Here is a 13,487-nt window from a genome sequence, read left to right as displayed (position 1 = left end):
CCACCGGCCCCGAGACCGGACTGGTCGGCCCCTCAGCGGGGCTACTCGGCCCGTGCGGCGGCACGCCGTGCGTGGCACGTTGGGTACAGCAACATTCTGAGGAAAGGGCGGCGGTCATGCGAGCTCACCTCGGCGACCAACTCGTCATCGAAAGCCAGAAGACCGGTGCCACCAGGCGCGACGGTGAGATCGTCGGACTCCACCATGCGGATGGAACACCCCCCTACGACGTGCGCTGGTCGGACACGGACGACGTGACGCTGGTGTTCCCAGGGCCCGATGCGCATCTCCATCACCTGGAGCACTCTCCCGAGGCGCCCCCTGCGTCCTCCGAGCCCGGCACGGAGAGGGCGGGTGCGGTATCCGACAGCCACCGGCCGGACCGGGCTCCCAACCCGGGTGACATCGGGCGCCGCGTGGCCGCCGAACGCGAGCGGCAGGGGCTCACCCGGGCTGCCGTGGCGAGCCGCGCCGCGATGGCGCCGGAGTATGTGGCGTATCTCGAAGAACGTCCGGCCGACCCGAGCCTGGGGGCTCTCACACGATTGGCCGGCGCGATGGGAACGAGCGTCGAAGCCCTGCGCGGTGGCGGCATCGATCTGCCGCCCGGCCAGGGCCAAGCCCTCCTCCACCCTCAGCTGCGCAGTCTCAGCCCGGACGAATGCCGAGCCCGGCTCTCCACCCACGGTGTGGGCCGCGTAGCAGTGACGACCCCTGAAGGCCCGGCGGTCGTTCCGGTCAACTACGAAGTCATTGATGACGCGATCGCTTTCCGCACCGCGCCTGATTCAGCGCCCGCTGCGGCCGTAGGGACGGACATCGCCTTCGAGGTCGACCATCTGGACGAGACCGCGAGCCAGGGCTGGAGTGTTCTCGTCGTGGGTCATGCCCAGCACGTCACGGAGCCCGACGCGGTGCGACGGCTCGCCGAGGGCGCCCACACCAAGCCATGGGCGGGTGGCGAACGAGAGATGTGGGTGTCGATCCAGCCCCAACGTCTCACGGGCCGCAGTATCAGTCCGGCCGATCAACAGTGAGCTGTGTGGGGCTGTCGCTTCTGTGAAGGGAGGCCACGGTGATCCGACAAGAACCGTCCGAGGAGCGTGTGACGGCCATGGTCTACGACGCTGCTGCCGCTCCGTCGATGCACAACGCACAGCCGTGGCGCTTCCGCTACTTCCAGGGCAGCCGTACCTTCCACCTCCGCGCCGATTTCGACCGCGTCATGCCGCATTCCGACCCCGACGCCCGTGCCCTGCACCTCGGCTGCGGCGCCGCCCTGCTGAACCTCAGGACCGCAGTGGTCCACGAAGGCTGGTACCCGGCAATCCGGCTGCTTCCCGACCCCGCCGACCCGGCGCTGGTCGCGACCGTACGACTGACCGATGGCACGGGCGGCGAGAGCGACCTGGCCGCGCTGTACCCGGCGATCCACCGACGGCACAGCAGCCGCTTCCCGTTCGAGGAGACGGAGATCCCCGAGAGCGTACGAACGGCCCTCAGCGACGCCGCCGACCGTGAGGGAGCCACACTGAGTTTCCCCGGCCCGTGGCACCAGCAGGAGGTGCTGGAGCTCGTTCAGGAAGCCGAGCGGCGCAACATCACCGACGCCGGCAGCGACGATGATCTGGCGCAGTGGACCCGCATCGACGCGCCGTCCGTGAACACCGCCGCTGACGGGATCCCGGACTACGCTTTCGGCCCGCGCAAACGTGGCGGCAAGGCCCCGATGCGTGACTTCGCCGGGACCAGGCCGGTGGTCGGCCGTGATTCCGCCGACTTCGAACAGTCCCCTCAGCTGGCTCTTCTCAGCACGACGGACGACCACCCGGCCGACTGGCTGCGTGCCGGCCAGGCCATGGAACGGGTCCTGCTCCTGGCCACGCTGGAGGGCTTGTCCGGGTCCTTCGCCACTCAGGCCCTTGAATGGGCGGATCTCCGCTGGCCGCTGCGCGACCCAGTGACAGGAAGGGGCCATACGCAGATGGTGCTGCGCCTCGGATACGGTCCAGGAGGCCCCACTACGCCCCGCCGTCCGGTGCCCGAAGTTCTTGACATCGAGCCGTGACGACGAGCCGTGACCCGGGACGCGGTCGCATCATCGTCCGCGCCTTCCCCATGGGCATCATTCCGTGGACGGAACCTGTCACGGCTGCGTTCCTTCCGGTGCCGTTCGTGCGGAGGACTCGCCCGTGAGAAGGGGCTCGACGTCCACCACGCCCTCCACGGCGCGAACAAGGCGGGCGGCGACCGAGATGAGCGAGGTGTCGCGGATCTGCCCGCGGAGGGTGACAACCCCCTCATGCACGTTCACGTGGATGGCGTGGCTGAACGCGGGGAAGAGGTAGGCGATCACCGTGCGGCGGACCTCCTCCTCGATCTCCTCGTCCGGGCGCAGGAAGACCTTCAGCAGGTCGGCGCGGCTGACGATGCCCTGCAGCATGTCCTCGTCATCGACCACGGGGAGCCGCTTGACGTGCTTGACCGCCATGATCCGTGCGGCCTGAGCCAAGGTGACGTCGGGGTGCACGGTGACGGCAGGGGTGCTCATGAGTTCCTCCGCGGTCACCGCTCCCGCTTTGGCGATGTCGGGGAGGCGCTGACGCTGCTCGTAGAGGCTCATGGGCCTGTCGTGAAACTCCTCCTTGGGCAGCAGGTCGGCCTCGGAGACGACACCGATGACACGCCCCTCGCCCTCGAGTACGGGCAGGGCACTCACTTTCCACTGCTCCATGGTCCGGACGATCTCCTTGAAGGGCGCGTCGCGCCCGACGGCCACGACCGTCTGGGTCATCACATCGCTCACGATGTGCGGGGTCTCAGGCACTTCAGACCTCCGTTCGCATCAGTGTTTCAGGGCTCAGGGCTCAGGGCTCAGGGCTCAGGGCTGGAGCCGTCGGGCGCGTACGGGCGGAGGCTTCCTGTGATCACGGGGACCTCTCCACATGCATCCTGCTGTGTCGGGCGTCGTCGACGACGGCCGGCGGTGTCTGCCGGACGGGCCGCGAGCCGGAGTCGTCACAGCGGTACGTCAGTTTGTCGACGACCGAGACCACGCCGTCCACCTCCTGCGTCAGCCGGACCACGACCTGGATGTCGCTGAACCGCCCCAGCTGTCCGTCAAGAGTGACCACACCATCGATCACATGTGCCTGAACCGCGTCCGGGGACAGCCACAGCGTCTGTTCCAGGATCTCGTCGACGATCTCCCGCCGGATGTCGGCGTCCGGTCGCAGGAAGACCTGAAGCAGATCGCGGCGGGTGACGATACCGGCAAGGCGGCCCTCCGTATCGACCACGGGGAGCCGCTCGACGTGATGCTGTGCCATGGTGCGGGCGGCCACGGCGATGGTGTCGCCGGCGTGGACAGTGATCGCGGGATGCGACATCAGCTCCCGGGCGATCATCGCCCGCGCCTTGGTGCCTGGGCCGTCTTCGGTCTCGTCAACGCCTGTCGGCGGCGGCCGCCAGGCCGGCTGTGCGCGGCGAGCGGGTTCCGCCGCCGGTGCAGCGCCCGCCTGCCGGAGTATGAGGTCGCTCTCGGATATCACACCGAGGACCTTGTCGTCGGTGTCGACCACGGGCAGACCGCTGATCCGGTGTACTGCGAGCAGCTTGGCGACCTCCTTGAACGAGGTCTGCGGGATCACCGAGACGACATCGTCCACCATCAGGCTGCCGATCTTGCTGTGCTTCATCGCTCGCTCCCTCTCGCGCTCCGCTCGCCAATGTTTCCGCTCTCGGCCTCAGCCTCTGGGGAGAAGGCGCCCGGCTCCAGGGCCTTATGGGGTAGGAAGGCGGGCTGACCGGTCGTACAACTCCAACCGTGCGGCAAACCGGCCGGTGCTTCGCGTCCAAAGGATCCCGGCCCGAGCGGCGGTTCTGCGTGTCGCGGTTGCCGCGGGGCGGTGCGACGGTATTCACAGGTGGCGTTCGCAGGCGCCGGAGAGGAAGGCGGTGGGGACGATGGAACTCCCGCTGGTCGTGGGTGTGGACGGATCGGATTCCAGCCTGGAGGCTGTTGACTGGGCGGTCGACGAAGCGGCACGCCTGGGGTTGCCATTGCGCCTGGTCCATGCCTCCTTGTGGGAGCGTTACGAGGGCAGCCGCCCGTCCCTGAGCACCGATCGTCCCGCCGAAGAGGTTCTTGCGGAGCACATCATCGCGTCCGGCGCGGAACGGGCCAGACTTCGCAATCCGGAGGTCAAGGTGTCGGGCGAGGCGCTGCCCGACGATGCCGTGTCCGTCCTGCTGAGAGAGGGGCATGATGCCTCTGCCGTGGTCACGGGCGCGCGAGGGCGTAGCGAGCTCGCCGGGCTGCTGCTGGGGTCGGTCAGCCTTGCGGTCGCGGCCCGCGCCGTGTGCCCGGTCATCGTGGTCCGCGGCTCGGAGCAGAACCGGCAGGGAGCCCGCGGGCGGGTGGTGGTCGGGGTCGGTGATTCGACGGAGGGCTCGGGCGCCGTACGGTTCGCCGTCCGCGAGGCCGAGGCACGGGGCTGTGCCCTGGAGGCTGTGCGGGCTTGGCGCTGCCCTGCCCACGAGCATGTGGACCATCCCTTCCTCGCGGAGGAGCCCGCCCGTGCGCACGAGGAACGGGCCTCGGCCGACCTCGACGACGCGCTGCGCGAGGCCGCAGGCGATCACCCCGAGGTCGAAGTGGTCCGCCGGTCGGTGGAAGGCCCCGCCCAGAAGGTCCTCCTGGACGCTTCGGCCGACGCCGGCCTGCTGGTCGTCGGCGCTCTGAGGCAGCACGGCCACGTGGGTCTGCAACTCGGCAGGGTCGCCCACGCCCTCCTGCACCACTCCCGGTCCCCGGTCGCGGTCGTCCCTCACCAGGACTGAGTCCCGGCGCGTGGACCGAGCTCCCGTACATCTCGTTGAGGGGAAGGGGGCGAGGGCGGCGGATGTCGGAGTGGACCTGGGATTACGAGGGCTACGACCCGGGAGCCGAGCGGCTGCGTGAATCGCTGTGCACCCTCGGCAACGGTTACTTCGCCACCCGTGGGGCTGCTCCCGAGAGCAGGGCCGGTCTGGTGCACTACCCCGGGACCTATGCGGCCGGATGCTACAACCGCCTGGAGTCGACCGTAGCCGGGCGACAGGTGGTCAACGAGGACATGGTCAACCTCCCGAACTGGCTGTCCCTGCGGTTCCGGCTGCGCTGCGCCGACGGATCGGCGGGCCCGTGGTTCTCCCCGGACACATGTGCCTTCCTCAGCCATCGGCACACGCTGGATCTGCGCCGTGGCACACTCACACGCGCGTTGCGCTACCGGGACGACGACGCCGGCGTGTTGAGTGTGGAGCAGATCCGCGCGGTGCACATGGCGGACCCTCACCTGGCGGTGCTGCGGACCGTCTTCACCGCCGAGGACTGGTCAGGACAGATCGAAGTCGAGTCCGCGATCGACGGCGACGTCGTCAATGGCAACGTGCACCGTTACCGGTCCCTTGAACGAAGCCACCTGGCCCATGTGCAGACCGGGGCGGAGGAGTCCGACACCGTGTGGCTGCACTGCCGCACCAGCAGCTCCGACATCGGTGTCGCCATGGCTGCCCGTACGGTCGTCACCGGACAGCCGTCGGCTTCGTGGAGGCTCCATCCCGCTCGTCACCGAGCCGTCCGCCGTCTGGCGATCCCCATCGCTCCAGGCCGGCCCGTCGTCGTGGACAAGACCATGGCGCTGCACACCTCACGCGACGCGGCGATCAGCGACCCGCTCGGGGCAGCGGTCGACCGGGTGTCCGCAGCCGCGGACTTCCCTGCCCTGATGGACTCCCACGTCGCCGCGTGGGCCCGGTTGTGGCGGCACGCGGACGTTCAGGTGCCCGGCCAGGCCGGTCGAGTCCTGCGCCTGCATCTGTTTCACGTCCTGCAAACGCTCTCACCGCACACCGCGGACCTCGATGTGGGCGTTCCGGCCCGGGGGCTGCACGGTGAGGCGTACCGCGGGCATGTCTTCTGGGACGAGTTGTTCGTGCTCCCGTATCTGAACCTGCACTTCCCAGAGGTCTCCCGGGCCTTGCTGAACTACCGTCACCGGCGCCTCCCGCAGGCGTGCCGCGCAGCCCGGCAAGCGGGCCGGACCGGGGCGATGTACCCGTGGCAGAGCGGTAGTGACGGCCGTGAGGAGACCCAGCAGCTGCATCTCAACCCCCGATCGGGCCGCTGGCTGCCGGACCACTCCCGGCTCCAGCACCACGTCGGCTCGGCGATCGCCTACAACGTGTGGCGGTACTGGGAGGCCACCGGCGACACCGAGTTCCTCCACACCAAGGGTGCGGAGATGCTGCTGCAGATAGCCCGCTTCTGGGCGGACACCGCGGTCCTCGACCCTGAGACGGGGCGTTTCCGCATCCGCGGAGTGGTGGGCCCCGACGAATACCACGACAGCTACCCGGGCGCCGACCGACCCGGCTTGGACGACAACACGTACACCAACGTCACCGCCGCCTGGGTGCTCAGCCGTGCCCTGGACCTCTTGCGGCGCCTTCCTGCATGGCGCCGACAGGAGCTGCTGGAGCGCGTGATGCTCAATGCCGACGAACTCCCGAAGTGGGAGGAGGTGTCCCGGCGGCTGCGGGTGCCCTACCACCAGGGCGTCATCAGCCAGTTCGACGGCTACGGTGACCTCGCCGAGCTGGACTGGGACGCCTACCGGGAGCGGTACGACAGCATCCGGCGTCTCGACCGGATCCTCGAGGCCGAGGGCGACACGGTCAACCGCTACCAAGTCTCCAAGCAGGCCGATGTCCTCATGCTCGGCTACCTCTTCCCGCCCGGCGAGCTCCAGCAGCTCTTCCACCGGCTCGGGTACGGCCTCGACGACGAGGTCTGGCGCAGGACCGTCGACTACTACCTTCGGCGGACCAGCCACGGCTCCACCCTCAGCGGCCTCGTCCACGGCTGGGTCCTCGCACGGGTCAGACGGGCCGAGGCGTGGAAGTACTGCCAGGAGGCCCTGGAGGCGGACATCGCCGATCTCCAGGGCGGTACGACCGGCGAAGGCATCCACCTGGGTGCCATGGCCGGGACCCTCGACCTGGTCCAGCGCGGCCTGACCGGACTGGAGCCCCGCGAGGACGCCCTGTGGCTGGACCCGGTGCCGCTACCGGCGCTGTCCGAGTACGGATTCGCGCTGCGCTATCGCGGTCACTGGGGTGTCGGCGTACAGCTGCAGAGCCGACATTTGCGGATCAGCGTCCCGGACTCGGAGGAGTCACCGATCCGGGTGGTACTGACCGACCGGGCGGTCACCATCGCACCGGGAGAGACCTGCACGCTCGTGCTGCCGACACGGTGACCCCTTCCTGAGGACGGCGGTGAGCAGATCAGCGGTCCAGGGCCCCGGTCGCCGTGGGTTTCACGAGCCTGAGGTGCGCTCCCCGGTGGGGGCTGGTTACGTGGAAGGGACGCTGTCCCATGGCCGGTCGGGCGGCCATGGGCGGCACGCCCACAAGGCCGTCCCTCGAGGAGGATTCACGATGGGCTTCATGGGAAAGCGAATGGCGGAGGCCGCCATCGCGACAGCAGTCGTGGTTCCGCTCTCGCTCGGTGCATTCGCCCCGCAGACCTACGCACAGGAGCCGGTTCCCAGTCCGACGGGAACGTTCGGCCCCGACTGCTCGGAACTGCCCAAGAGTGGAGAAGGCAGTGCCGCCACCATGGCCAAGCAGAAGGTGGCGGATGCTGCGGCAGGAAGCCGCCAGCTGGCACAGCTGTCGTCGGCATTGACGAAGGCCAGGCTGGACAACACCCTCAACCAATCGAACAACATCACCCTCTTTGCGCCTACCAACCACGCTTTCAACAGCTTGTCCGAGGCACAGCGCGACTCGCTGTTGAACGACCCGGACCAGTTGAAGAAGGTGTTGACCTACCATGTGGTGGACGACAACATCACCCCGGGTCAACTGCCGAACGGCTCGTTCAAGACACTGGAAGGCTCCGAGCTCACCACCTCAGGCTCGGGTACCTCGTACAAGGTCAATGACGTGGCAGACGTTGTCTGCGGCAACGTCACCACCGCCAATGCCACCGTCTACTTCATTGACGCGCTCCTCATCCCTCCTGACTGACCGGGATGCCTGCCTGGGCTGGTGAGGCGGCGACTGGCGATCGTGGCTGGGCTTTGTGGCTGACAAGTCGGGTCCCGTCCTGAGGGGCGTGGCTCGGCACACTACGGGAGTGGCTGATGGCAATCGGTGGACAGACCGGTTCGGACACTCCCCGCACGGCCTCCAGTCCCCTCACGGCCTTCGTTCGCGACGACGAGCGACGAGATCACGGAGCCCGCGCATCTCGCCTCAGCGTTCTTCGGAGGGCTCGCGATTGCCGTGGAGACGCACCTCCGCCGAGGCAGTGAACCAGCCCAGGGGCCGGAGGCCCGCTCCGGACGTCGACGACCTCCGGAGCACGCCACCGGGGGCGGGTGGTCTGTCGCTGGACGAGGCCGCACGGCGACTGACGTTCTACGGGCCGAACGAGATCCCGGAGGAGCCGCGGACCCCCGTGTGGCGGCGGGTGCTGCAGCAACTGCGCGACCCGCTGATCCTGGTCCTGCTCGTGGCCGCCGCTCTGACGATCGCCACCGGAGATCTCACCGATGCCACCGTGATTCTGCTCGTGATCGCGGTGAACACCGCGGTCGGCGTCGTGCAGGAAGTGCGGGCGGAGCAAGCGGTTCTCGCGTTGTCCGCCATGAGCGCCCCCGCCGCCAGAGTGGTGCGGGACGGCGAGGAACGATCCATCCCGGCTGCCGAGGTCGTACCCGGTGATCTGGTTCTGGTGGGCGTGGCGCTGGGCCTCCAGGCAGCCGGTGTCTACCTGCCTCCGTTGCGGGAGCTGCTGGGGACAGAGCCACTTCCGCTCACCGACCTGGCGATCGCCGCCGCGCTGTCCGGCCTCGGCCATGTCGTCATGCGTGTCCAGGCGCGGCTGAGACCGGAGCGTCCACCGGGGGCGGCGGTCCCATCGAGAATCCGGGAGCACTGAGCTGCCGCCTGCTCGGGGCCATGGGCTCGGTTCAGCGACGGTGCCGAGGCCTTGGGCGGCGATTACACCCAGGCGTGGTGATCCGGCCGGCCGACCTTGCTTCGACGCGAATGCCGCGGTCGTACCGCGCGGATGCGGCTCCTTCCCGGGTGCCGGCGCCCGGGCCAGTGCAGGGATCGAAGGGCATCTCCAAAATACCCCCGGGGGTAATTCTGCTACGGTAGGGCATATACCCCCCGGGGTACTACCCTGCGAAAGGAGCAGCGCCGTGGTCTTCATCGACGCCATCGAGGTCCCTGGGCTCGGCAACCGCAGTTATCTCGCCGGCGGCGCGAACGGCGCCGTGGTCATCGATCCGCCGCGGGACATCGACCGGGTGCTGGAGACAGCGAGCCGCCGTGGCGTGCGGATCACTCACGTCGCCGAGACTCATGTGCACAACGACTACGTGACCGGCGGCCTGGAGCTGGCCCGCGTCACCGGGGCCGCATACCTGGTGCCGGGGGGAGCGCGGGTCTCGTATCGCCGGATCCCGGTCGCCGACGGGGACCGGACCGTGATCGACGCCGCTCTGGTGCTGCGCGCGCTGGCCACACCCGGCCACACTCCGCACCACACCGCGTACGTCCTCGAGGAGGCCGGGGAGCCGGTCGCCGCCTTCACCGGTGGTTCGCTGCTCATCGGCACCGTCGGCCGTCCCGATCTGGTCGAGCCCGGCCTGACCGAGCGACTGGCCCGCGCCCAGCACGCCTCCGCGCACCGTCTGGCGGACGAACTGCCCGACGAAACGGCCGTTCTGCCCACCCACGGCTTCGGCAGTTTCTGCTCGTCGGCGCAGGCCGAGGGGGAGGCGACGACCATCGGCAAGGAGCGAACGACCAATGATGCGCTGGTCAAGGACGCCGACACGTTCGTCGCGGACCTGCTTGCGGGACTGGATGACATTCCCGCCTACTACGCCCACATGGGCCCGCTGAACGCGCGGGGCCCGGAGCCGGTAGACCTGATGCCGCCCGCCGTTGCGGACGCTCATGAGATTGCCGAGCGGCTGGCCGCCGGTGAGTGGGTGGTCGATCTGCGCAGCCGTGTCGCCTTCGCCGACGGCCATGTCGTCGGATCGTTCAACTTCGAGGCGGACGGGCAGCTCGCCACCCAACTGGCCTGGCTGATCCCCTGGGGCAAGTCCGTCACGCTGCTCGCCGAGTCGGCTGAACAGCTGGCCGGTGCCCAGAGAGAGCTCGTCAGGGTGGGTGTCGACCGGCCCGCTGCGGCGGCGACGGGTTCACCGGCCGACTGGGTGTGTGAGGGCGAGCGGCTCCGGTCCTTCCCGCGCGCCACCTTCGCCGACTTGGCCGCCGCGGGCGCGGACGGGGAGCGGGTCGTCCTGGACGTACGGCGCGACTCCGAGCGTGCCCGGGCCCGTATCGAGGGTTCGCTGCACATGCCGCTGCACGAACTGCGCGCACGGATCAGGCAGATACCGAGCGGGACCGTGTGGGTCCACTGCGCCGGCGGGATGCGGGCCGCGATCGCCGCCTCCCTGCTGGACGCCGCCGGCCGCGATGTGGTCGCGATCGACGACGGCTTCGACTCCGCCCGGGCGGCGGGTCTGCCGGTCATGGAGAGCCGACCGTGACCGGATCGCCCCTCTCTCACCGACTCGTGACGACTCGTCAATAGGAGCGAGGCATGTATCTTTTCCGCCGAGGGCCAGGCCGGGTCGACCCCGCTGAAGCCCGTGAACGCACTCTCGCCCCCGGCGGTTCCGTACTGCTGGATGTGCGCGAGGCGCACGAGTGGGCTGCCGGCCGTGCGCCGGGAGCCGTCCATCTGCCGTTGGCGGCGCTGGCCGCCGGAGCGGCGCTTCCGGCACCCGCCCGAGGCCGGCCGCTGGTGGTGATATGCCGTTCCGGCAACCGCTCCCGGCGCGCCGCGGAACTGCTGGCCGCGCGTGGCTCGGCGGCCGTGGACGTGACCGGCGGCATGCTCGCCTGGGCCGGGCTGGTCTGCCCGTGGTGGACGGACGCGGGAACGGCGGCACGATCGCGTGAGTACACTGCTCCTCGCCTTGGCCTCCGGTGCTGTGGTGGGGCTTGCGCTCGGGGCCCTCGGGGGTGGTGGCTCCGTGCTGGCCGTGCCGGCGCTGATCCACCTGCTCGGCTTCACTCCGGCCGCGGCCACCACTGCGAGTCTCGTCATCGTCGCCGCGACTTCCGCCGCCGGTCTGTATGCGCACGCTCGCGACGGCAACGTCCGGTGGGGCACGGGAACGCTCTTCGCCGCCGCCGGCATGCTGCCTGCGGCACTCGGCGGTGCGGTCGCGGGCCGGCTGCCCCCTGCCCTGCTGACCGGGGCGTTCGCGGGAATCGCGGCTCTCGCGGCGGTGCGGATGCTGCGTACGCCGACCGGCGCGGTCGAGGCCGGCTGTGCCGTGCGCAAGGGCCGCGCGGCGGCAGCCGGAGCCGGGCTCGGGGCCGTCACCGGCGTACTGGGTGTGGGCGGCGGCTTTCTCGCCGTACCGGCCCTCGTCACCACCTTGGGTCTGCACATGCGAACCGCCGTCGGCACCAGCCTGCTGGTGATCAGCGCCAACGCACTCGCCGCCCTGGCCACCCGCACCGGCACGGCGGAGGCGCTCGACTGGTCGGTCATCGCCCCCTTCACCGGGGCCGCGATCCTCGGTGCCTGGGACGGCAAACGCTGGTCGAGGAGGGTGGAGGCCGACACACTCCGGCGGACCTTCGCCCGCATCCTGCTGGCGGTCGCCGGCCTCATGCTGATCGGCAGCTTCGCATGACGTGCGGCGTGGCGCCGACGGGTGGCGCGATCCGTATCAGAGGCGCGTCAGGCAAGCGACAGGAAGAGCTTCTCCAGCCGTGCCCGCATCTGCTCCCGGTCCTCCCCGTTCCCCTGCGCGCTCTCCATGTCGGTCAGACACTGCTGCAGGCCAGTGGCGATGATCGCGAATCCCGCCCGGTCGAGCGCGCGCGAGGCCGCGGCGAGCTGGGTCACGACCTCCTCGCAGTCGCGCCCTTCCTCGATCATCCGGATCACGCCGGAGATCTGACCCTGGGCCCGGCGCAGCCGGTTCAGTACGGCCCGCAGTTCGGCACCCGCGAGATCCAGTTCCACGACCACTCCCTCTCCATACCCCTGGGGGTAATTTACTCCCTCAGGGGTTCCGCCGACCAATCCCAAGGATGACACCCGACATGCAGACGACCGCCTCCCTCACCCCCGACCAGGTCCGGCCCCGACTGGACGACCTCACGGTCATCGACGTCCGCACCCCCGCCGAATACGCCTCGGGCCACCTGCCCGGCGCCCTCAACATCCCGCTCGATCTGCTTCCCACCGCGCTGCCCGCGATCAAGCAGGCAGCGGATCGCGTGGATCTCCTCATGATCTGTGCCTCGGGAGCCCGCTCCGCCCGCGCCTGCGCGCTCCTCGCCGAACACGGCGTCCCCGCCGCGACTCTGGCCGGAGGCACGAACGCATGGGCGGAGGCAGGCCATGAGCTCCATCGCTCTGACGGTCCCACCCGCAGGGCATGGTCCATGGAGCGCCAAGTCCGTTTCACCGCAGGCGGTCTCGTGCTCACGGGCCTCGTCCTCGGTCTCCTCCACCCGGCCTGGCAGTTGCTCTCGGCGGGAGTTGCCGGCGGGCTCGTCTTCTCCGCCCTCACCAACACGTGCGGCATGGCCGCTCTCTTGGCCAAGCTGCCGCACAACCGCTCTCGGCCGAACGACCTCGAGCGCATCCTGGCCGTCTTGCACCGCCACTGAGCCCACAGGACGATCCGCGAAGCGGCCCGCCCCGCCGCGCGGGCGCCGCGAGAGGGGGCGGAGTCCGGTCAAGGTGCCTTGCCGGGGCCGCTCGGGCCTCTATGGGGCCCGGTGGCTGCTCGGCCCCCGACGGCGGCGGTGGTGAGCCGCCACCTCCTCGTCAGCATGCGTGCCGGACGCCAAGAACCCACACTGGCTGAGGGAACACCGGTCGGGGCGGGCCAGGCTCCATGGGCTCTCCCGGCGTGCACCCTACGATGCGAAGGAGACGGCCATGACCACAGCACGGGACATCATGCACCTCGGAGCCACCTGCATCCAGGAGAGCGAGACCCTGGCCGACGCGGCGCGGCGGATGAGCGAGTTGGACGTGGGAGCGCTTCCGATCTGCGGGCCGGACGACCGGCTCCACGGGATCATCACCGACCGCGACATCGTGGTGAAGTGCCTGGCCAAGGGCAAGGACCCGAAGACCATGACCGCGGGCATGCTGGAACAGGGCAGACCGATCACGATCGACGCCGACGCCGACACGGAACAGGTCCTGCACACGATGGAAGAGCACAAGATCCGGAGGCTGCCGGTCATCGAGGACCATCGCCTGGTCGGCATGATCAGTGAAGCGGACCTCGCACGTCGCCTGCCGGAGGAGCAGGTGGGCCACTTCGTGGAGGTCGTCTGCGCCGCGACGTGACCACGCCCGGCGG

At 69.6% G+C, this 13,487-nt stretch carries 13 protein-coding genes and 1 pseudogene; 11 read left to right on the top strand and 3 right to left on the bottom strand.

Going from position 1 to position 13,487, the window contains the following annotated elements; all coding sequences use genetic code 11:
- Positions 1-116: 116 nt before the first annotated feature.
- Both OG766_RS03520 and OG766_RS03515 read left to right on the top strand, forming a co-directional pair.
- Positions 117-1,037 carry a pyridoxamine 5'-phosphate oxidase family protein gene (locus tag OG766_RS03520; protein WP_266378301.1) on the top strand — a complete coding sequence of 307 codons (921 nt, stop codon included), beginning with the start codon at positions 117-119 and terminating at the stop codon, positions 1,035-1,037.
- A 77-nt stretch (positions 1,038-1,114) separates the two neighbouring features.
- Positions 1,115-2,068, top strand: coding sequence for an Acg family FMN-binding oxidoreductase (locus tag OG766_RS03515; protein ID WP_328727420.1), 954 nt, complete (start codon positions 1,115-1,117; stop codon positions 2,066-2,068).
- Between the two features lie 78 nt (positions 2,069-2,146).
- Here OG766_RS03515 and OG766_RS03510 read toward each other — a convergent pair whose 3' ends face one another.
- Complete coding sequence (locus OG766_RS03510; RefSeq protein WP_266376444.1) at positions 2,147-2,827, bottom strand: CBS domain-containing protein; 681 nt, start codon at positions 2,825-2,827, stop codon at positions 2,147-2,149.
- Between the two features lie 100 nt (positions 2,828-2,927).
- Positions 2,928-3,698, bottom strand: coding sequence for a CBS domain-containing protein (locus OG766_RS03505; protein ID WP_328724537.1), 771 nt, complete (start codon positions 3,696-3,698; stop codon positions 2,928-2,930).
- Between the two features lie 268 nt (positions 3,699-3,966).
- On the opposite strand from OG766_RS03505, the gene OG766_RS03500 reads away from it, so the two are divergent.
- The 7 genes and pseudogenes from OG766_RS03500 (at position 3,967) to OG766_RS03470 (ending at position 11,792) form a co-directional block, all read left to right on the top strand.
- On the top strand, positions 3,967-4,842 hold the full coding sequence (locus OG766_RS03500) for a universal stress protein (RefSeq protein WP_328724536.1): 876 nt from the start codon (positions 3,967-3,969) through the stop codon (positions 4,840-4,842).
- 62 nt (positions 4,843-4,904) lie between these two features.
- Positions 4,905-7,304, top strand: a complete 2,400-nt coding sequence (locus OG766_RS03495) for a glycoside hydrolase family 65 protein (RefSeq protein ID WP_328724535.1) — start codon at positions 4,905-4,907, stop codon at positions 7,302-7,304.
- 181 nt (positions 7,305-7,485) lie between these two features.
- A complete protein-coding gene (locus OG766_RS03490) occupies positions 7,486-8,079 on the top strand; it encodes a fasciclin domain-containing protein (RefSeq protein WP_328724534.1) in 594 nt (197 codons plus the stop codon).
- A gap of 283 nt (positions 8,080-8,362) precedes the next feature.
- Positions 8,363-8,995 carry a cation-transporting P-type ATPase gene (locus tag OG766_RS03485; RefSeq protein WP_328724533.1) on the top strand — a complete coding sequence of 211 codons (633 nt, stop codon included), beginning with the start codon at positions 8,363-8,365 and terminating at the stop codon, positions 8,993-8,995.
- 268 nt (positions 8,996-9,263) lie between these two features.
- The gene (locus tag OG766_RS03480; protein ID WP_266376452.1) at positions 9,264-10,631 is read left to right on the top strand and encodes an MBL fold metallo-hydrolase; all 1,368 of its coding nucleotides are present in this window, start codon (positions 9,264-9,266) and stop codon (positions 10,629-10,631) included.
- Positions 10,632-10,684: 53 nt separating this feature from the next.
- Positions 10,685-10,933: pseudogene (locus tag OG766_RS03475) on the top strand (rhodanese-like domain-containing protein); the annotation flags it as partial.
- 109 nt (positions 10,934-11,042) lie between these two features.
- Positions 11,043-11,792: a sulfite exporter TauE/SafE family protein gene (locus tag OG766_RS03470; protein ID WP_328724532.1), complete on the top strand. Its 750-nt coding sequence runs from the start codon at positions 11,043-11,045 to the stop codon at positions 11,790-11,792.
- 47 nt (positions 11,793-11,839) lie between these two features.
- On the opposite strand, the gene OG766_RS03465 is transcribed toward OG766_RS03470, so the two are convergent.
- Complete coding sequence (locus tag OG766_RS03465) at positions 11,840-12,127, bottom strand: metal-sensitive transcriptional regulator (RefSeq protein WP_266376458.1); 288 nt, start codon at positions 12,125-12,127, stop codon at positions 11,840-11,842.
- Positions 12,128-12,207: 80 nt separating this feature from the next.
- Between OG766_RS03465 and OG766_RS03460 the strand changes: the two genes are divergently transcribed.
- Together OG766_RS03460 and OG766_RS03455 are read left to right on the top strand one after the other, a co-directional pair.
- Complete coding sequence (locus tag OG766_RS03460; protein WP_266376459.1) at positions 12,208-12,780, top strand: rhodanese-like domain-containing protein; 573 nt, start codon at positions 12,208-12,210, stop codon at positions 12,778-12,780.
- Between the two features lie 274 nt (positions 12,781-13,054).
- The gene (locus OG766_RS03455; protein WP_266376460.1) at positions 13,055-13,474 is read left to right on the top strand and encodes a CBS domain-containing protein; all 420 of its coding nucleotides are present in this window, start codon (positions 13,055-13,057) and stop codon (positions 13,472-13,474) included.
- Positions 13,475-13,487 lie beyond the last annotated feature (13 nt).

It is taken from the genome of Streptomyces sp. NBC_00259, assembly GCF_036181745.1.
Classification (GTDB): Bacteria; Actinomycetota; Actinomycetes; order Streptomycetales; family Streptomycetaceae; genus Streptomyces; species Streptomyces pratisoli.
Note: the sequence above shows the minus strand (reverse complement) of the source record. Positions and strands in the feature narration are given on the sequence as shown.